This is a genomic window from Eubacteriaceae bacterium ES3 (genome assembly GCA_030586155.1).
In the GTDB taxonomy this organism is placed as follows: Bacteria; Bacillota; Clostridia; order Eubacteriales; family Eubacteriaceae; genus Acetobacterium.
Window position 1 is genome coordinate 790,425 of record CP130741.1, and the last position, 18,662, is coordinate 809,086.

General features: G+C 40.3%; 15 protein-coding genes, 9 tRNA genes and 3 rRNA genes. 21 read left to right on the forward strand and 6 right to left on the reverse strand.

Features of this window, described 5'->3' with window-relative positions:
* Positions 1-8: 8 nt before the first annotated feature.
* Positions 9-677, reverse strand: coding sequence for a methyltransferase domain-containing protein (locus Q5O24_03495; protein WKY48402.1), 669 nt, complete (start codon positions 675-677; stop codon positions 9-11).
* Positions 678-971: 294 nt separating this feature from the next.
* Here Q5O24_03495 and Q5O24_03500 point away from each other — a divergent pair, with 294 nt between their 5' ends.
* The 4 genes from Q5O24_03500 to Q5O24_03515 all read left to right on the forward strand — a co-directional run bounded on the left by Q5O24_03500 (position 972) and on the right by Q5O24_03515 (position 4,028).
* Positions 972-1,154, forward strand: coding sequence for a hypothetical protein (locus Q5O24_03500; protein ID WKY48403.1), 183 nt, complete (start codon positions 972-974; stop codon positions 1,152-1,154).
* A 240-nt stretch (positions 1,155-1,394) separates the two neighbouring features.
* Positions 1,395-1,814 (forward strand): RNHCP domain-containing protein, encoded by a 420-nt coding sequence (locus Q5O24_03505; GenBank protein WKY48404.1) that lies wholly within the window; start codon positions 1,395-1,397, stop codon positions 1,812-1,814.
* The gene (gene rsgA, locus Q5O24_03510) at positions 1,807-2,859 is read left to right on the forward strand and encodes a ribosome small subunit-dependent GTPase A (GenBank protein ID WKY48405.1); all 1,053 of its coding nucleotides are present in this window, start codon (positions 1,807-1,809) and stop codon (positions 2,857-2,859) included. Before Q5O24_03505 ends, rsgA begins: the two co-directional genes overlap by 8 nt.
* 140 nt (positions 2,860-2,999) lie before the next feature.
* The gene (locus Q5O24_03515) at positions 3,000-4,028 is read left to right on the forward strand and encodes a calcium/sodium antiporter (GenBank protein WKY48406.1); all 1,029 of its coding nucleotides are present in this window, start codon (positions 3,000-3,002) and stop codon (positions 4,026-4,028) included.
* 51 nt (positions 4,029-4,079) lie between these two features.
* Here the strand turns inward: Q5O24_03515 and Q5O24_03520 are convergent, their stop codons facing one another.
* The 4 genes from Q5O24_03520 to Q5O24_03535 all read right to left on the reverse strand — a co-directional run bounded on the left by Q5O24_03520 (position 4,080) and on the right by Q5O24_03535 (position 7,187).
* On the reverse strand, positions 4,080-5,255 hold the full coding sequence (locus tag Q5O24_03520) for an MFS transporter (protein WKY48407.1): 1,176 nt from the start codon (positions 5,253-5,255) through the stop codon (positions 4,080-4,082).
* Positions 5,248-5,709 carry a MarR family transcriptional regulator gene (locus Q5O24_03525; GenBank protein ID WKY48408.1) on the reverse strand — a complete coding sequence of 154 codons (462 nt, stop codon included), beginning with the start codon at positions 5,707-5,709 and terminating at the stop codon, positions 5,248-5,250. The genes Q5O24_03520 and Q5O24_03525 overlap by 8 nt, the downstream gene beginning before the upstream one ends.
* 288 nt (positions 5,710-5,997) lie before the next feature.
* Positions 5,998-6,357, reverse strand: a complete 360-nt coding sequence (locus tag Q5O24_03530) for a DUF4180 domain-containing protein (protein WKY48409.1) — start codon at positions 6,355-6,357, stop codon at positions 5,998-6,000.
* The gene (locus Q5O24_03535) at positions 6,357-7,187 is read right to left on the reverse strand and encodes an alpha/beta hydrolase (GenBank protein ID WKY48410.1); all 831 of its coding nucleotides are present in this window, start codon (positions 7,185-7,187) and stop codon (positions 6,357-6,359) included. Before Q5O24_03535 ends, Q5O24_03530 begins: the two co-directional genes overlap by 1 nt.
* A 274-nt stretch (positions 7,188-7,461) precedes the next feature.
* Between Q5O24_03535 and Q5O24_03540 the strand changes: the two genes are divergently transcribed.
* From Q5O24_03540 to Q5O24_03595, 12 genes are all read left to right on the forward strand, one after another.
* Complete coding sequence (locus Q5O24_03540; GenBank protein WKY48411.1) at positions 7,462-7,875, forward strand: DUF1810 domain-containing protein; 414 nt, start codon at positions 7,462-7,464, stop codon at positions 7,873-7,875.
* A gap of 502 nt (positions 7,876-8,377) precedes the next feature.
* A 16S ribosomal RNA gene (locus tag Q5O24_03545) occupies positions 8,378-9,900 on the forward strand.
* A 149-nt stretch (positions 9,901-10,049) separates the two neighbouring features.
* Positions 10,050-10,125: transfer RNA gene (locus Q5O24_03550), tRNA-Ala, on the forward strand.
* Between the two features lie 10 nt (positions 10,126-10,135).
* Positions 10,136-10,212: transfer RNA gene (locus Q5O24_03555), tRNA-Ile, on the forward strand.
* A gap of 190 nt (positions 10,213-10,402) precedes the next feature.
* Positions 10,403-13,266: ribosomal RNA gene (locus Q5O24_03560) — 23S ribosomal RNA — on the forward strand.
* 69 nt (positions 13,267-13,335) lie between these two features.
* Positions 13,336-13,452: ribosomal RNA gene (gene rrf / locus Q5O24_03565) — 5S ribosomal RNA — on the forward strand.
* Together the 16S, 23S and 5S rRNA genes with 8 tRNA genes alongside form the textbook arrangement of a ribosomal RNA operon.
* 8 nt (positions 13,453-13,460) lie before the next feature.
* Positions 13,461-13,535 (forward strand) — tRNA-Asn (locus tag Q5O24_03570).
* 54 nt (positions 13,536-13,589) lie between these two features.
* Positions 13,590-13,664: transfer RNA gene (locus Q5O24_03575), tRNA-Glu, on the forward strand.
* Positions 13,665-13,671: 7 nt separating this feature from the next.
* Positions 13,672-13,748 (forward strand) — tRNA-Asp (locus Q5O24_03580).
* Positions 13,749-13,784: 36 nt separating this feature from the next.
* Positions 13,785-13,860, forward strand: a tRNA-Thr gene (locus Q5O24_03585).
* Positions 13,861-13,880: 20 nt separating this feature from the next.
* Positions 13,881-13,965, forward strand: a tRNA-Tyr gene (locus tag Q5O24_03590).
* A gap of 153 nt (positions 13,966-14,118) precedes the next feature.
* A tRNA-Lys gene (locus Q5O24_03595) sits at positions 14,119-14,194 on the forward strand.
* A 185-nt stretch (positions 14,195-14,379) separates the two neighbouring features.
* Here the strand turns inward: Q5O24_03595 and Q5O24_03600 are convergent.
* Positions 14,380-14,790, reverse strand: coding sequence for an SRPBCC family protein (locus Q5O24_03600; protein WKY48412.1), 411 nt, complete (start codon positions 14,788-14,790; stop codon positions 14,380-14,382).
* Between the two features lie 228 nt (positions 14,791-15,018).
* Here Q5O24_03600 and Q5O24_03605 point away from each other — a divergent pair, with 228 nt between their 5' ends.
* The 5 genes from Q5O24_03605 to fdhD all read left to right on the forward strand — a co-directional run bounded on the left by Q5O24_03605 (position 15,019) and on the right by fdhD (position 18,567).
* Positions 15,019-16,392, forward strand: coding sequence for a diguanylate cyclase (locus Q5O24_03605; protein ID WKY48413.1), 1,374 nt, complete (start codon positions 15,019-15,021; stop codon positions 16,390-16,392).
* Positions 16,393-16,564: 172 nt separating this feature from the next.
* Complete coding sequence (locus Q5O24_03610; GenBank protein ID WKY48414.1) at positions 16,565-16,939, forward strand: BMC domain-containing protein; 375 nt, start codon at positions 16,565-16,567, stop codon at positions 16,937-16,939.
* 10 nt (positions 16,940-16,949) lie between these two features.
* Positions 16,950-17,450, forward strand: coding sequence for a EutP/PduV family microcompartment system protein (gene eutP, locus Q5O24_03615; GenBank protein WKY48415.1), 501 nt, complete (start codon positions 16,950-16,952; stop codon positions 17,448-17,450).
* Between the two features lie 67 nt (positions 17,451-17,517).
* Positions 17,518-17,592 (forward strand) — tRNA-Gly (locus Q5O24_03620).
* 174 nt (positions 17,593-17,766) lie between these two features.
* The gene (fdhD, locus tag Q5O24_03625; protein ID WKY48416.1) at positions 17,767-18,567 is read left to right on the forward strand and encodes a formate dehydrogenase accessory sulfurtransferase FdhD; all 801 of its coding nucleotides are present in this window, start codon (positions 17,767-17,769) and stop codon (positions 18,565-18,567) included.
* The last annotated feature ends 95 nt before the right edge of the window (positions 18,568-18,662 follow it).

An 18,662-nucleotide genomic window follows, 5' to 3' on the forward strand; every position in this document is an offset into this window, starting at 1 on the left:
CCATCCCATCATTTAATTGCAAAAAATACCGCAAAGTTGAGATATTTGTAAATGAAGTCTGTCTTTGTAAAACCCAGTTCTGAAAGCCAGTTTAGTTGGGCGAAAAGTGGAGCTGTTTGATCATACGAGGTTCGGTGATAAAAAGAATCAAGTTCATTTTGGGAGACATTGCTTTTTTTAACAAAATCATGCCAAATTGAAATGATTTGAGTTTCAATTTGTGGATCAGGACTTAAAACCTGGTCGGCATTAACAAAAATTCCACCAGCTTTTAGGCTTGAGAAACAGTTTTTGTAGAGCTGTTTCTTTTTTTGATCCTCTAGGTGATGAATCGATAAGGCAGATACGATTCCATCAAAGTGTTCATTATAATTATGTGTGAGATAATCGTCAGCAATATACTGAATATTGCCATTTCCGGCAAATCGATCTCTAGCTAGATCCAGCATATCTCCGGCCTGATCAATTAAAGTAATTTGAGCTTGAGGATAGGCGGTTAGAACAAAGGCTGACATTAATCCTGTTCCCGCACCTAAATCTAAGATTTTGGGTGCTTGGGTTTTAAAGTTAAGAAGAGAAACCGCAGCCTGATAAAATGTTTCATAAAGAGGAATAAAATATTTTCGATTGGCATCATAGTCTTGACTGTACTCATTAAAAACTTTTTTTAAATGCATAATAACCTCATTTTCTTTTTTTGTAGCATCGCTTAGTTAAAACTGTTGTTTTAAAAAACAGAAATATTTGTTGGTAGAAATTTTGTCTATTTGCGAATGGGAAGAGAAAGTGTTAAAAATATGATAGCATTTTTTCTTATCTTGTCAATGGCGTTCCAAGTAATTTGAAAGGTGTCTGAAGATAAGGAAAAGAAAAATAATAAATGTTAGGATGTTTGTAATAAAGGTAAAGGTGGTATATAAAGATAAGAATCACTAAAATAGATTAAAACCAATAGATTGGAGGGGAAAATAATGATCTATATTCCAAAAGAATGGTTAAAAAATGCGGATAATGAAGAAAAGGTTCACAAAATCTTAAGTAAATATTTCATTAATGATATTAATTACGATATCACCCTGATGACTAAGGAACTTGAAGAAATTGGCGAAACAATTATTATCAAGAAAATTGAAGCAGGTGAGATTAACGCTTAAAAAATATGTATTTTAATTTTTAGAACCCCAGTAGCTTATAAGCTCAGGGGTTTTTATAGTGTCTTTATACTTTTATTTATGGTAAATTAAAAAAAATTGGATTATAATATAAACAAAACTAAAAAAAGGAGACGTTTATGAATAAATTATTGAGAAGTGTGGTAAGCCGGGAGGTTTACACGAAATAATCTCGGTATAACCTCCATATGTTAAGCAAAAACTTAAGGAGGAAAATAAAAATTGAAATATAGAAGAAAAGCGTATTATCAGAATCATCCCTGTCAGGAAAATTTTATTTGTAAAAATTGTGGAAAGACAATTATTCCAGATGGTGCAGGAAGTCAGCATCGAAATCATTGTCCCTATTGTTTATCAAGTCTTCATGTGGATGAGTGTCCGGGTGATCGGGCGGCTAATTGCAGTGGGCTTATGGAAGCAATCAGTATCTGGGTGCGAAAAAATGGAGAATGGGCAATCATTCATCGTTGTCGGCGGTGCGGTCACCTGAGTTTTAATCGAATTGCCGCTGATGATAATCCTATAAAACTATTGTCTATTGCATTGAATCCATTGGCAAATCCCCCATTTCCTCTAGAAAGTGTCGATTTGGGAATTGAAGAGAAACAATCTGAGATGTCTGGAGGACTTAACCATGAATGAAATGCAAAAGTATGGAATGACTGAGAAATTTTCATCAGAGGCAAAAAAATATCCTGAACTTTTTCCGGGCAGAGTTCTTTCTCAATCAAAGGGAATTTACCGGGTAATCACTGAACAGGGCGAACTGTTTGCCGAAATATCCGGAAAATTCAGATTTGAAAGTATCCATCAGACTGATTATCCAGCAGTTGGAGATTTTGTGATGTTAGATCGGGATACTGATGAAAAGGGTCATGGTATCATTCATTATGTTTTACCGCGAAAAAGCAATTTTATTAGAAAAGCTGCCGGTAAAACAGTTGAAAAACAGGTAGTGGCTGCAAATATCGATATCATCTTTATCTGTATGTCAGTCAATCAGGATTTTAATCTGCGGCGGTTGGAACGATACTTGAGCCTGGCCTGGGAGAGTGGTGCTAAGCCAGTAGTTGTTCTAACTAAGATCGATTTGACAGACGACATCTTTCAAAAATTCAGGGCAGTTGATTCAGTTGCCATGGGTGTGGATATTCTGGGTATTTCCAGTTTTGAAAAAGATGGTTACGAGGACGTCAAGGCGTATTTAGCGCAGGGAAAGACGATTGCTCTGTTGGGGTCTTCCGGTGTTGGCAAAACGACTCTGATCAATCGATTAACTGGAAAAGAATTATTTGATACGCAGGGAATTAGAAGTGATGATAAAGGGCGGCATACAACAACTCGTCGTGAATTGACATTATTACCTGATGGTGGAATGATCATTGATACACCAGGGATGAGAGAACTGGGGATGTGGAACGCCGATGAAGGCCTTGAAAAAACCTTTGCTGATGTGGAAAGTTATTTTGGTCAATGCCGTTTCCGTGATTGTAGCCATACGACTGAGCCTGGCTGCGGGGTGGTCGCAGCGATTGAACGCGGCGACTTATCAGAAACGCGCTGGCAGGCATATCTAAAACTTAAAAGTGAAGATGCGTATATAGAAAACAAAGCTGACTATATGGAACAGAAGAAAGAAAAATTTAAAAATATTGCTAAAATTAATAAAGCCAGAAAAAAAAGATAAGTATTTGGATAAGCGGAAAGAAAATTAATTAAATGAAGCCTGTGACTTAAAGAGGTTGTTTTGTCGTCGCAGGCTTCTTTTAATATCTTTTTTGGCTGGTTGTAAGGTTGATAATGGTTTGAAAGGCAGGAGGGAGTAGATTGATTATTACATACATTACATTAGCAGTTGGATTAATTGTTTTGGTAAAAGGTGCAGACAGTCTTATTAGCGCAGCCTCTAAAGTTGCCGAAATTTTCAGGATTCCTTCGTTTATCATTGGTGTATTGGTGGTGGCAATCGGAACTAGTGCACCAGAGGCTGCGATTAGTGTATTTTCCGGGATTCAGGGGAACAATCTTTTAACCCTGGGAGATGTCGTGGGCAGCAGTATTATAAACATTGCTTTAGTTTTAGGCCTGACAGCATTAATTTTCACGGTCCAGGCAAATTCTCAAGTTTTAAGAAGGGGCCTTTTACTGTCGGTCGGGATTCAGCTATTGTTGTTAGTGATGCTTCTTACATCACATGCCTTAACAAGAATAGAGGCGGTTGTACTGCTTCTGGGAATGGTTGGATTTTGCGTTTATCTGATTTCTGAGATGGCACAGATTTCCAGGAAAGAAAAACCTGACTCGGTTTTTGAACAGGAACTGTTTGAATACATTGAAGATGAAGAAGTAATGGCTGGTATTGCTGATGAAGAAAAGCGTGGTGGAGCTAAAAACGGACGTTTTATGCAAAAGCAGGTAATATTTCTATTGCTTGGACTGACGGGCCTGATTTTAGGGGCTGAACTTGTCGTTAGCAGCGCCGTGGAGATTGCTAATGAGATGGGCTGGAGTGAAGAATTTATTGGTTTTACAGTAATTGCTTTTGGTACCTCGCTTCCGGAGCTGGTTACCTGTATCGTAGCAGTCAGCAAAAGAAAGGACAGTCTTGCATTAGGCAACATTGTTGGGAGTAATATTTTTAACGTTTTATTTGTTTTGGGAATCAGCGGACTTATAAATCCCATTGTGATTCCAAATACGGAAGTATACTTTGATATTCTGGTGATGATTGGTGCTTCTGCTTTGTTGATAGCGATATCCTTTTTGAAAGGCAAATTGACTAAAAGAGCAGGTTTTCTTTTTATTGCTTATTACAGTCTTTATTTTGCCTATAAACTAAGTGGCCTGTCCGGATAATAAAAGACCTATTTATGATGGTGACGATATATTTTTGGTATCTGATTAGAATTAATCCTGATCAGATACCGTTTCTTTTGAAATATGCTTAGAATTGCTGATTACAAAAGGTGTAGGAATCAGTGAGACTAGTAGGACAACGCCCAATAAGCTGGCTAAGTAATAAGGTGCATACAGATTATTGATGTTAAACAGATTCTTGAGAAAATCAAGGATGAAAGGAGATAAAAACTGACCAGAATACAAAGCGGCGCTGACCAGAGCCATTGCTGAGGTGATATTTTCTTTCTCTACAAAATAAGGGATCTGGGAATTAATGATTGGTACCAGAGTACCCAATCCGATGCCAACTAGAAATAAGCCGACTAATAGAGGTAAAAGTGCTTCAGAAAAGCTTAAACTGAAAAAACCGAGACTCAAAACAATAGCAGCGAAGTAAGGTGAAAACTTGCCAAATCTACTTGTTAGCTTTGTAAAAGTCAGCCCTGTGATAAAAGCACAAATATTCTGGACAGACATGATAAGACCGACCAGCGAAGTTGGAATGACGCCTTCTTGATTAACAATAATTGCGAAGTTTGACGGCAGGGCATAGAAAATAACCATTGTTAAAAAAATTGCGAATAAAAAGGGAGCGATTTTTTTAATCATTTTTTTATCTGTTTTATGATGCGCTTGACTAACTGAAGAACTTGGGAGATACAGAACAACCAGAATGAAAACAAAGAATCCCATTAGATAGATGAGAAAGCTGGCGCGCCAATTCAGTGATACAAGTAGTCCGGATAAAGCAGTGGCGATAATTCCACCAAGGTTGTTCATTGCTGAAGAAAAGCCCATCATTTTTGATTGTTCATCTTTATTGAAAAAATAGGCGATAAGTCCGGTAGATAAAGGCATCATCATTCCGACGCCAATACCTAAAAAGACCCGAAAAGCCAGCAAAACATAAATATTGTTTGCAAAACCGGCACCGCATCCCCCGATAATGTACAGCATAAGACCAATCAGTGCGATTTTTTTTGATGAAAGTTTTCTGCTTAATGGACCAAAGAAAAAAGAGGTCAGAATGATCATTAAGGCTGGAAGTGTAATAATTAACTTAATTATAAGTGGATTGACACTATTAAAATAACTGCCGATGGTTCCCAGTGCAGGGGCGACAGCGGCACCCGCCATGACAGTGAGTAAAGATAAAGACAAGACAGTAATTTTTAGTTTATTCATTTTTCGCTCCTTTGGCAGTAGAAACAGCATAATCAGACATATGTTTAAGCGTGGTAATCATTTTATCAATTTCTGATTCATTCATATTTTGTGATAGCTTGGCAGTCCAGAAATCAAGCTTTTGCTGGATGAACGGCTTTATTTCAGCTCCTTCTGAACTTAAACGAACCCGATAAAGACGCTTATCTAATGCATCACGTTCTCTCAATATATATCCTTTTGCTTCTAATCGTTTAAGTGCTCTTGTGGTAGCTGCTTCGTCGACTATAATTTTTTCAGAAAGTGATTTCTGATTGATGCTGCTTTCTTCAGTAAGATTCATAATATAAATATATTCCGAAGAATTTATTTGATAAGGACTCAATACATGATTGATATAAATTTGGAATTGGCGATGTAATAATGATATCCATTTTCCGATGCTTTTTTCAGAGTTATTGCAGTCATTAGACATAGAGGACCTCCAGTATTTACTTGACATATCAACTATTATAATGCAAATAATTGATATGTCAAGTAAAGTCAGGTCATAAAATCTCATATGCTGCTTGTTTCTAAATATAGGATTAAGAAGGTAGAAATAATAAAAAATATTCTGCAACCAGAACGAAGGAAACGTCGTGATCAGGTTGCAGAAATATCTCTTAAAATGGTTTAAGTTTTAAAGTTGTCGTGCTGCTATTAAAGCCAGTAGCCGTTAAATGATAATTTAAGCTGATAACTGGAAAGCAGACCTGATTGTTTAGAACTTTGTTGTCAAAGCATTTAATGCAAAATCGACGGAATTAGTCCACAAGATCTGCCGCCCCTGATTACATTCATAAATAAAATCATGGAGTGCCTTGCTTTGATATTGACTGAAGTCTCCAATAATAGCAAGCCGTATCCTATAGGTTGCGAACTTTTGTAATAATTCGCCGGCCAGACGGGTTTTCAAGTCAAAGAAATCTTCGGTAAAACATTCTTTATGGATGATCAGCGTACCACTTCCACCGTTGTACTGTGCAGTTGCCATAAGATCCATGGCATCCTGAGTGTCTTTAATCTGTATGTTCGGATCAACAATTGCAATTTTCTGACCATTGTGATTGATAATGTTCATTAAGATAATGCCTCCTTTAAAAATGGGATAATGGAATCGGCAGCGCTAGTAATAATATGAGCCCCATCATTAAGAATAATCTTAGCATGGGGAACAAACTTTTCAAGGCGCTGAGATGCTTCTTTAGTATTCATGGTAATATCATTTTTTCCCGCCATATAAAAAACGGGTATATTTAAATTGTTCATCTGTTCATCAGAAAGAATCGGTAAAGCGCCAGTAAACGGATTGAAATTTTCCATGATTAGTGTCATAAATTCGAGTACTTCCTTTGGCAGATCAATCTGATCAATGACTGCACTGCTTGAATTTGCAGATGCTTTTGGATCGCTCGCGATATCAGCGGTTTGCTCAAGAAAGTCTTGTTTGGGTGGGATCAGTCCGGATGGGGATAAAAGCGCCAGAGCTCTTGTTCTATCCGGGAAATTGGCGGCAAAGTGGAGAGCTAGCCAACCACCCATCGAGTTGCCAATAATAATGGCGTTTTCTTCACCAAGATCATCTAGGACGTCCTTAAGCCAGCAGGGATATTCGTCCGAATTAAAATTCAGACGTCTATCGTTACTATTTCCAGGTTCGCCGGGAAGATCTACCGCATAAACATGATAAGTTTGGCTCAGAGCTGGTAAATCGCCAAGCCAGGCTGCACTGTTACTGCATGAACCATGTAGAAGAACAACTGCAGGGTTTTTTAGGTCTCCAGCTTCCAGGACAAATGTTTTCCCGAATTCTGTATCCACATATTTTTGGGTAAGTGGTAAGGTACTTAGGATACTGTTATAGTAGCCGAGTATTTTTTCTTTTCCTTTTTTAGATTTAAAAACGTTCATTGTTATACCTCCTTTAAATTTTAATATTACTTATTACAACTCATTATTACTTATAATGCATTATACAACCCAATTAAGAACTTGTCAAGCAACAAAAGAACAGGCTTCAGTTTGACTTCATCGGTATTATAATATTCGTTTATCTGGAATGCGATAAAAAAAGTCGGCTTAAAGTTAATAGTGAAAATGTAGAATAATTACTGAAGAAGGACATAGACATGTAGGGAGAGAATTTTTTTCAGCAGTTAAAGGAATTAAAGAAAGGATTAAAGCAATGGAAGGACTGGAAAGATTTTTAAAGGCGCAGGAAAATGTTTATGAGCAAGCTTTGAACGAAATAAAGAGCGGGCATAAGAAAAGTCATTGGATGTGGTATATTTTTCCTCAAATAAGAGGATTGGGTCGGAGTGAAACTGCAAAGTTTTATGAAATTAAAGATAGGGCAGAGGCGATAAGATATCTGGAACATCCCATTCTCGGAAAGCGTTTGATTGAAATTTCAACTGAATTATTGAAATTAAAATCTTCTAATCCGGAAGCAGTGATGGGGTGGCCGGATAACTTAAAACTTAAATCGTCGATGACTCTGTTTGGGATGGTTAGTGATGATCCTATTTTTAAAACGGTGCTTAGAAAGTATTATGACGGTAAACAGGATGGAGTAACTTATAATGCTTTGTTAGATTAGTAAGATATCAAAATATTCTGGTGAAAAAGTTTAGGTGTTTGGCTGAGGAACAAATTTTAGAAGGGATAGAGTAACTAATTATAAGATGAATTTATTAATGAACCGATGAGTCATTAATCAGAAGAAAGAGGCATTAAAATAGAAAAGTTAAGGCAATTAAAATAAAAATTTTTTTTCTAAAATGTATTGACAAAAATGATAGATGTTCGTATAATAATGAAGTTGTCTCGTGAGACAGCGGCACGGATTAAGAAACTTATGAAAAAAGAAAAATTAAAAAGTGCTTGACAGTATAAAGTAAAGACGATATAATAGAAAAGCTTCTTAAGAGAGGCGGCGGAAACTTAAACGTTTACGCAGGGTCATAGAAAAGAGAATAGTACCATAAAACCTGTAAATCAGTTGACTTAGGTCAACAACAATAAGAGCGGCACTCTTTAAAAAATGTCAACACGTGAAATCACGTTAAAAATGAGCTTAAGCCGAAAGGCTTTACAAACTTTTTATAGAGAGTTTGATCCTGGCTCAGGACGAACGCTGGCGGTATGCTTAACACATGCAAGTCGAACGAGAAGATTATGATTGAGCCTTCGGGTGAGAGAATAATCGGAAAGTGGCGAACGGGTGAGTAACGCGTGGGTAACCTGCCCTATGGAAAGGAATAGCCTCGGGAAACTGGGTGTAATGCCTTATAATATGCAGAAGTCGCATGGCTTTTGCATCAAAACTCCGGTGCCATAGGATGGACCCGCGTCCCATTAGTTAGTTGGTGAGGTAACGGCTCACCAAGACGACGATGGGTAACCGGTCTGAGAGGGCGAACGGTCACACTGGAACTGAGACACGGTCCAGACTCCTACGGGAGGCAGCAGTGGGGAATATTGCGCAATGGGGGAAACCCTGACGCAGCAATACCGCGTGAATGAAGAAGGTCTTCGGATCGTAAAGTTCTGTTATTGGGGAAGAACAAAGACGGTACCCAAGGAGAAAGTCCCGGCTAACTACGTGCCAGCAGCCGCGGTAATACGTAGGGGACAAGCGTTGTCCGGATTTACTGGGCGTAAAGGGCACGCAGGCGGTTTTTTAAGTCAGATGTGAAAGGTCCCGGCTCAACCGGGGAAATGCATTTGAAACTGGAGAACTTGAGTATTGGAGAGGCAAGTGGAATTCCTAGTGTAGCGGTGAAATGCGTAGAGATTAGGAGGAACACCAGTGGCGAAGGCGGCTTGCTGGACAAATACTGACGCTGAGGTGCGAAAGCGTGGGGAGCAAACAGGATTAGATACCCTGGTAGTCCACGCCGTAAACGATGAGTGCTAGGTGTTGGGGGAACTCAGTGCCGCAGTTAACACAATAAGCACTCCGCCTGGGGAGTACGACCGCAAGGTTGAAACTCAAAGGAATTGACGGGGACCCGCACAAGCAGCGGAGCATGTGGTTTAATTCGAAGCAACGCGAAGAACCTTACCAGGTCTTGACATCCTCTGACAATCCTAGAGATAGGACTTTCCCTTCGGGGACAGAGAGACAGGTGGTGCATGGTTGTCGTCAGCTCGTGTCGTGAGATGTTGGGTTAAGTCCCGCAACGAGCGCAACCCCTGTGGTTAGTTGCCATCATTAAGTTGGGCACTCTAAGCAGACTGCCGTGGATAACACGGAGGAAGGTGGGGACGACGTCAAATCATCATGCCCCTTATGACCTGGGCTACACACGTGCTACAATGGTCTGAACAGAGGGCTGCGAAGCCGCGAGGTGAAGCTAATCCCTTAAAACAGATCTCAGTTCGGATTGCAGGCTGCAACTCGCCTGCATGAAGTTGGAGTTGCTAGTAATCGCGGATCAGAATGCCGCGGTGAATGCGTTCCCGGGTCTTGTACACACCGCCCGTCACACCACGAGAGTTGGCAACACCCGAAGTCAGTGAGGTAACCGCAAGGAACCAGCTGCCGAAGGTGGGGTCAGTAATTGGGGTGAAGTCGTAACAAGGTAGCCGTATCGGAAGGTGCGGCTGGATCACCTCCTTTCTAAGGAAAACAGGGAGTCATGGTACTATTTTCTTTTGTATGACCTATGGTTATACAAATACATAAGCAATCAGCATAATAAGGAACGTAGTTTTTGTCAATTTACCTTGTTAATATAAGGGATGAAAGTTGTCATAAACGTCAAAAGTGGGGGTGTAGCTCAGTTGGGAGAGCACCTGCCTTGCAAGCAGGGGGTCAGGAGTTCAAGTCTCCTCATCTCCACCATTTTTTTACCGGGCTTGTAGCTCAGGTGGTTAGAGCGCACGCCTGATAAGCGTGAGGTCGGAGGTTCAAGTCCTCCCAAGCCCACCAGAATAACTTTTCAGGATGTTCTGTTTTATTTGAACGGAATGTCATTGGAAGCATGGTCATTGAAAACAGCATAGTGTATAAAAGAAAACATACAATTTCAGATGTAACAACATGAAAAACGTAAGTTTAAAGGATCGTAGTCTTTAGGGACTACAAGACTATTGACGAAGTTCTACTGTCAGTAGTTAAGGATCAAGAAATGAAGGGCACAGGGCGGATGCCTTGGCACTCAGAGCCGATGAAGGACGCGACAAGCTGCGAAAAGCTGCGTGAAGGTGCACATAACCGTTGAAGCGCAGATATCCGAATGGGGAAACCCGGCTGACAGAAGGTCAGTCACCATGGACTGAATACATAGGTTCATGGAGGGAACCCGGGGAACTGAAACATCTCATTACCCGGAGGAAAAGAAAGAAACATCGATTCCTTGAGTAGCGGCGAGCGAAAGAGGAAGAGCCCGGATTACAACAAATTTCTATTTTTAGCCGAACGGCCTGGGAAGGCCGGACGAAGAGGGTGAGATCCCCGTAGGCGAAAGGAATAGGAGTGGGTAATCGACGAGTACCACGGGACACGTGAAACCCTGTGGGAATATGGGGGGCCCACCCCCCAAGGCTAAATACTACTGAGTGACCGATAGCGAACAGTACCGTGAGGGAAAGGTGAAAAGAACCCCGGAAGGGGAGTGAAATAGAAACTGAAACCCTGTGCCTACAAGCAGCCGGAGCGCAAGTGACGGTGTGCTTTTTGTAGAACGGGCCAACGAGTTACGGTATGCAGCAAGGTTAAGTGCTTCAGGCACGGAGCCGCAGGGAAACCGAGTCTTAACAGGGCGACTAGTTGTATGCCGTAGACCCGAAACCGTGTGATCTATCCATGACCAGGATGAAGCTTGGGTAAAACCAAGTGGAGGTCCGAACCAGTGTCTGTTGAAAAAGGCTTGGATGAGTTGTGGATAGGGGTGAAATTCCAATCGAACACGGAGATAGCTGGTTCTCCCCGAAATAGCTTTAGGGCTAGCGTTGTAGAGAGAGTGATGGAGGTAGAGCACTGAATTGGCTAGGGGGCGTAGAGCTTACTGAACCATATCAAACTCCGAATGCCATACACTTATATACGGCAGTCAGACTATGGGAGATAAGTTTCATAGTCGAAAGGGAAACAGCCCAGACCATCCGCTAAGGTCCCGAAGTCCAGATTAAGTGGGAAAGGATGTGCAACTGCATAAACAACCAGGATGTTGGCTTAGAAGCAGCCATACATTTAAAGAGTGCGTAATAGCTCACTGGTCGAGTGGTTGTGCGCCGAAAATAAACGGGGCTAAAATCTGGCACCGAAGCGATGGATTATGGTACTACCATAGTGGTAGGGGAGCAATGTCTGCGGGGCGAAGCTTATTCGTAAGGATAGGTGGACTTCAGACAAGAGAGAATGTTGGCATGAGTAGCGAAAGTGAAGTGAGAATCTTCACCATCGAAAGCCCAAGGTTTCCTGAGGAAGGCTCGTCCGCTCAGGGTAAGTCGGGGCCTAAGCCGAGGCTGGATAGCGTAGGCGATGGACAACAGGTTGAAATTCCTGTACCACCTTTAATTGTTTGAGAGATGGAGTGACACAGAAGGATAAGCGAACCCGGCGATTGGAAGAGCCGGGCCAAGCGTCGAGGCTTACAGAGGAGGCAAATCCCCTTTGTTATAAGGCTGAGGCGTGATGGGGAACGAAAAACAAGTAGGGAAGTCGCTGATTTCACGCTGTCGAGAAAAGCTTCTATTGAGAGAGAAGGTGCCCGTACCGTAAACCGACACAGGTAGGCGAGGAGAGAATCCTAAGATGAGCGGGAGAAGTGTTGTTAAGGAACTCGGCAAAATGACTCCGTAACTTCGGGAGAAGGAGTGCCCCTTTAGGGGGGCCGCAGAGAAGAGGCTCAAGCGACTGTTTAGCAAAAACACAGGTCTCTGCTAAATCGAAAGATGACGTATAGGGGCTGACGCCTGCCCGGTGCTGGAAGGTTAAGAGGAGTGCTTAGCGGTAACGCGAAGGTGCGAATTTAAGCCCCAGTAAACGGCGGCCGTAACTATAACGGTCCTAAGGTAGCGAAATTCCTTGTCAGGTAAGTTCTGACCCGCACGAAAGGCGTAACGATTTGAGCGCTGTCTCGACAACACACCCGGTGAAATTGTAGTACTCGTGAAGATGCGAGTTACCCGCGACAGGACGGAAAGACCCCGTAGAGCTTTACTGCAATCTGGCATTGGATTCTGGTAGTAGACGTACAGGATAGGTGGGAGGCATTGAGTTTGGGACGCCAGTCTCGAAGGAGCCGCTGTTGGGATACCACCCTTGTACTATTGGAATTCTAACAAGTGTCCGTAATCCGGACATTGGACCGTGTCAGATGGGCAGTTTGACTGGGGCGGTCGCCTCCAAAAATGTATCGGAGGCGCCCAAAGTTACCCTCAGGATGGTTGGAAACCATCTGTTAGAGTGCAAAGGCAAAAGGGTGATTGACTGCGAGAGAGACATCTCGAGCAGGGACGAAAGTCGGGCTTAGTGATCCGGTGGTACCGAGTGGAAGGGCCATCGCTCAACGGATAAAAGCTACCTCGGGGATAACAGGCTTATCTCCCCCAAGAGTCCACATCGACGGGGAGGTTTGGCACCTCGATGTCGGCTCGTCTCATCCTGGGGCTGAAGCAGGTCCCAAGGGTTGGGCTGTTCGCCCATTAAAGAGGCACGCGAGCTGGGTTCAGAACGTCGTGAGACAGTTCGGTCCCTATCCGTCGTGGGCGTTAGATATTTGAGAGGAGCTGTTCCTAGTACGAGAGGACCGGAATGGACAAACCACTGGTGCACCAGTTGTCCCGCCAGGGGCATAGCTGGGTAGCTAAGTTTGGAAGGGATAAGTGCTGAAGGCATCTAAGCACGAAGCCCCCCTCAAGATAAGATATCTCACCGCAAGGTTAAGGCTCCTGGTAGACGACCAGGTCGATAGGCTGGAAGTGGAAGTATGGCAACATATGGAGCGGACCAGTACTAATCAGCCGAGGTCTTGATCCAAAAGAATTTATACACTGTGCTGTTTCGAGTGACCATGTCACTGGAAAGAAAAATAAATAAGCTAATTTGCTCCGTAACGATAGCAGAGGGGTCACACCTGTTCCCATACCGAACACAGAAGTAAAGTCCTCTAGCGCCTAAAGTACTTGGTGGGTGACTGCCTGGGAGGATAGGACGTTGCGGGGCATGAATATTCCTCAGTAGCTCAACGGTGGAGCACTCGGCTGTTAACCGATAGGCTGCTGGTTCGAATCCAGCCTGGGGAGCCATTTAGTCAAACAAGCGGGTGTGAGACACCGTTTCAGATCCGCTAAATTTAATAAGGCCCCTTGGTCAAGCGGTTAAGACACCGCCCTTTCACGGCGGTAACAGGAGTTCGATTCTCCTAGGGGTCACCAATAATGCGGCCTGGTAGTTCAGTTGGTTAGAATGCCAGCCTGTCACGCTGGAGGTCGAGAGTTCGAGTCTCTTCCAGGTCGCCATTTCTCAACAGAAGAATAGCAACACTATATATTTAAGCTGATGTGGCTCAATTGGCAGAGCAGCTGATTTGTAATCAGCAGGTTAACGGTTCAAGTCCGTTCATCAGCTCCATTTTTTTGTTTAAATATCGTGGGAGAATGCCCGAGTGGCTAAAGGGGGCGGACTGTAAATCCGTTGACAACGTCTACGATGGTTCGAATCCATCTTCTCCCACCATTTTTAATATATGACCCATTAGCTCAGTTGGTATAAGCAGAGAACCAAAAATGCACGACGACAGGAGTGAACATTTTTGTGTGAATCGCTAAGTCAGGCAGACAAAGTGCTTGTGCGTCCGGCTGAAGACGATCAAAAATTAAATACATTCATGACCCATTAGCTCAGTTGGTAGAGCATCTGACTTTTAATCAGGGTGTCGGGCGTTCAAGTCGCCCATGGGTCACCATTTCAATATAAAACGAGTTTAGCGCTCGATTAAGAAAGCAAGGAATTGTCTGTGACTGATTCCTTGCTTTCTTCAGATAAAGTTTAGTTTTAGATTCAAAACAAATAAGAAAGCCTTCTATGATTTTTAAGTTTATCATAGAAGACCTGTTTTATTTATGTAGTATTTTCAGAGTTTTACTGAAGTTAGCACTTCTTCTCGATCTCATCAATCATATCTCCTACAATTCCTTTAATTTTTAGAGCTATCAACCAACCTGAACCAAGAATTTTGGGAGTAAATTTAACCTTCCAGGTCAATTTAGTTTTGTTTCTAACTTTCTCAAATGTTACAACTCCACGATAGTCGTTTTTTATAGGAATTCCTTCATCTAAAGTGTAAGTATAAGAATGCAAAGGATCGACTTCCAGTAGTCGCTCAACTGCAGTTCTTTTTCCGATGTACATTTTTCGAGTGAATCCGATCAAATTATTATTGGGATCACCTTTTGTGAGTACGTCCATCCGATATGGATCTACTGATGTTGTGAAATCTGCAGCTGCCCATACTTTTTCTACTGGAGCATTTATTTTTCTTTTAAGTTTAAAACCGGCCATAATTCACCTCTTTTTTTCTATTTATTATAAATTAACCTTTACAGGAAAATCAATTAAATTCATTGACTATTAGCTTTATATGTCAACTGTAAATAGTTCTTTTAGGTTTAGACTTTTTCAAATTATGAGTGTGTTTTATAAAAAAATATGAAAAAAATAGAGTGGAACCTAAATTGAATTGATGTTAGAATAATAAAGATAAGATGAAGTGAATCATAGGAGAAAAAAATGGATCAAAATCCCGGTCTGCCTAAAAGATCCCTGAAAATTTTTATTTCGATAGCTATCTCGCTTTTTATACTAGTGGTATTATCAACTATCATTGGCATGTATATGTATAATCTTAAACAGCAGGAAATAATTCAAACGACAGATAAATTTATGAATTTCAAAAGCCAGATAGAACGACTGGTTTTTAACAATAAAACTTTAATCGACGGGTTTGAAGCCTATATTAATGTCAATCCGGATCTTAATGAAGAAGAAGCTTATATTTATCTAGAAAATCTTTTATCAAAAAATGACAACCAGGTCAGAAATATCGGTGTTATACAGGATACAACTATTATCTGGAATTACCCCAAAGAAGCAAATTCAGTGGCAATTGGAGTAGATCTAGGACAAGTAGATAACCAGAAAGATTTAATTTTTGCAGTAAAAAATGAGCTTAAGCCAATGATGCAGGGACCGGTCGAGCTGGTGCAGGGTGGTACCGGTTTTATTATGCGCTTGCCAATTGTATATAATGATACTGAGTATTGGGGGCAAATAAGTGTGGTTCTTGTTGGCGAAAAGGTGATTAAAGAAATCGATAAATTTGCTGAGGAGGCTGCTTTAAATGTTGCAATATTTAATGATAATACAGAAGTGGAGCCTTTTTATGGCTCAAAGCAGATAGTTGGGAATGAATTTTTAACGTTCGATATAGAACCCGAATTAATTAACTGGCACGTTATTGTGTCTCCAGTTAATGGCTGGACGAACAATTGGTTTATGTGTTTTTGCCTGATTATTATCGCTCTTGTTCTTTCTTTTGGAAGTGGTTTTATTACTTATAAAACCTTGAAAGCAAATGAAAAGCTGAGATTACTATCAAGCCATGATTCTTTGACAGGCTTATATAACCGACATTATTTAAATGAATATCAAAATATGGTCTTAGCTTTAGCAGAAAGAAATAATGAACATGTTGGGTTTATGAGTATGGATTTGAATCGTTTTAAGAAAATCAATGATACTTATGGACATAATGTGGGTGACATGGTTTTAGTTGAAACTGCACGTATTCTTAGACTGAGAACCAGAAAAAATGAAGCCGCTTTTCGTTTAGGTGGAGACGAGTTTTTAATTATTCTCCCCGAAATTAAGGACCGAAAGACTCTTTTGGTGGCTCGTGAAAGGTTAACAGAATGTTTTGAAAAAGAATTTAACCTGAACCAATTAAAGGAGAGCTTAACTCTCAGTATTGGAACTTCACTGTTTCCAGATGATGGTGATAATATTGATGTTTTGCTTCATGTTTCCGATATCGAGATGTATGAGATGAAAAAAAGTAGCTATCAGGCTGAAGAGAAACTGTTTGAAAAATTATCAAAGTTATAAAGTCTTACCTATGGTTAAATATTTTTGTGAATTAATTGCTTAATATTACTCGACTAGCAACATTTTGACTAAAAATTACCAAAACAAGCCTTAAAACTGTCTGATAATCAATTAGATAAATGGACTTAAAAAATGATATAATGATTTGAATCATATATTTAGGAGGACTCAAATGGAAGGTATTTTAGATTCGAACGAAGGAAAATTACGGATCATCCAGGAAACCGTTCCCGGCAAACAAGTCACCCTGGCACATATAATATCCCGACCTGATGAAATTGTCTATAAGAAGCTAGGTCTTAATCCTAGTGTGGACTACCAGAAAGCAGCAATTGGTATATTGAGCATGACACCGGCTGAGATATCAGTTATCGCTGGCGACCTTGCTATTAAAACTGCGGTTATAGATATGGGGTTTATTGATCGATTCAGCGGAACACTGATGTTTACGGGGCGCATATCAGAGGTCCAGTCTGCAATTAAGAATATTTTGTCATACTTAAAAGATACACTTAAATTTACTATTTGTGAAATAACGACGACATAGAAGGTAAACAATGAAAAAAATGATTCTTGTTGGTAGAAGTGAATGTGGAAAAACGACTCTAAGACAAGCGCTTAAGGGTAAAGAAATCAAATATGAAAAAACTCAATATGTTAATCATTTTGATGTAGTCATTGACACGCCCGGTGAATATGCAGAAACAAAAGGTTTAGGTCGAGCTTTGGCTTTGTATGCATTTGAAGCAGACGTAGTAGCATTATTAATTAATGCCACTGAACCTTTTTCGCTTTATCCCCCGAACGTTACACCTGTTGTAAATCGACCATGCATCGGTGTAGTTACTCAAATTGATATGCCAGATGCAGATGTTGACCAAGCTGTTGACTGGTTGCAACTAGCTGGATGTGACACTATTTTTAAAGTTTCTTCATATACTGGTGAAGGCATATGGGAAATTTTAGATTATTTAAAAGAAGATGGTGATGTTTTACCCTGGGATGAAAAAACGGCAGCTGAAAAGCCACGAAATGTTTTGTCGACTAAATTTATGTAATTGATGAAGTTTTTTGTAAATAAAAAAACTTGAATTTGGTTGCTAAAAGGCGTATAATGACAGCATTGCGGAAGTGGCTCAGTGGTGGAGCACTGGCTTCCCAAGCCGGGGGTCGCGGGTTCGAATCCCGTCTTCCGCTCCAGAATATAACCATTTAATAGGTCTAGATTTCTTGTAGTTTATTTAAGAGATATAATAAATAAAAGTTAAAAAGTCAAAATACTGGTTTTAATCAGTTGAAACATTGTAAATAATTTAGAGACTGTTATGGTGATTGCGGTCTTTTTTTTATATCCAATTTTAAAGGGGTGAAAATATGAGAATAATAAATGAGGCTGAGAAACTTGAGTTAGTGAATATACATCATGTAAAACGGATTACAAAAGAAAAAGATGGTTTTAAAACAGTATCAATAGAAGATCAGGTTATTGAAGAACATCATATGAATGTATTTATTAATGAACAATTAGCTTTTAATATGGTTTGTACACCTCAAAATCTGGAACACCTTGTTTTGGGATTTTTGTTTTCTCAGGGCTATATTAAGTCGATTGAGGAAATAGAGTACATATATATTTGTGAACTTGGTGAACGTGTCAAAGTACAGATGAAAGAAAAAATAGATTTAAGAGAAATGATGCATATTTCAAAAAGTGATGCAACTGCTTGTGGCAATAATAATATTATGTTGGAAGTTGGAAGAAAACAAAAAATTAAAAAAGTCTCAAAAATTAGAGTTGAGCCGGATTTTATTTTTCTTTTGTCAGATGCTTGCAACAGGCAAGCAGAACTTTTTAAGGAAACAGGTGGAACACACTCCTGCTCGATGATGACAGGAAACAGAGAAGTTTTGTTTTGTGAAGATATTGGTCGGCATAATGCAATCGATAAACTAATTGGGAAAGCACTAATAGAAGGGATCGATCTATCTAAATGTATTATCTTCAGCAGTGGAAGAATACCACTTGATATGGTGTTCAAAGTAATTCGTGGTGGAATTCCGGTGATTGCTTCTCATTCGGCACCAACTGGAAAAGCGGTGGAATTGGCTAAAGAATATGATTTAACTTTAATTGGATTTGTACGAGGCAAGAGAATGAATCTGTATACAGACTGACGAGAGCCTTTTAGCAGTTAAAAATAATTTGATTTTTGGAGTTTATATAGTAAACAATAAAATTTTGTCATGAAATTTCAGAACTTTCTGTTTCT

Bases quoted from the DNA above. Each gene is read 5' to 3' on its own strand.
- Q5O24_03495 (WKY48402.1), bottom strand. From the start codon at position 677: ATGCATTTAAAAAAAGTTTTTAATGAGTACAGTCAAGACTATGATGCC.
- Q5O24_03500 (WKY48403.1), top strand. From the start codon at position 972: ATGATCTATATTCCAAAAGAATGGTTAAAAAATGCGGATAATGAAGAA.
- rsgA (WKY48405.1), top strand. From the start codon at position 1,807: ATGAATGAAATGCAAAAGTATGGAATGACTGAGAAATTTTCATCAGAG.
- Q5O24_03520 (WKY48407.1), bottom strand. From the start codon at position 5,255: ATGAATAAACTAAAAATTACTGTCTTGTCTTTATCTTTACTCACTGTC.
- Q5O24_03525 (WKY48408.1), bottom strand. From the start codon at position 5,709: ATGTCTAATGACTGCAATAACTCTGAAAAAAGCATCGGAAAATGGATA.
- Q5O24_03530 (WKY48409.1), bottom strand. From the start codon at position 6,357: ATGAACATTATCAATCACAATGGTCAGAAAATTGCAATTGTTGATCCG.
- Q5O24_03535 (WKY48410.1), bottom strand. From the start codon at position 7,187: ATGAACGTTTTTAAATCTAAAAAAGGAAAAGAAAAAATACTCGGCTAC.
- Q5O24_03540 (WKY48411.1), top strand. From the start codon at position 7,462: ATGGAAGGACTGGAAAGATTTTTAAAGGCGCAGGAAAATGTTTATGAG.
- Q5O24_03600 (WKY48412.1), bottom strand. From the start codon at position 14,790: ATGGCCGGTTTTAAACTTAAAAGAAAAATAAATGCTCCAGTAGAAAAA.
- Q5O24_03605 (WKY48413.1), top strand. From the start codon at position 15,019: ATGGATCAAAATCCCGGTCTGCCTAAAAGATCCCTGAAAATTTTTATT.
- Q5O24_03610 (WKY48414.1), top strand. From the start codon at position 16,565: ATGGAAGGTATTTTAGATTCGAACGAAGGAAAATTACGGATCATCCAG.
- eutP (WKY48415.1), top strand. From the start codon at position 16,950: ATGAAAAAAATGATTCTTGTTGGTAGAAGTGAATGTGGAAAAACGACT.
- fdhD (WKY48416.1), top strand. From the start codon at position 17,767: ATGAGAATAATAAATGAGGCTGAGAAACTTGAGTTAGTGAATATACAT.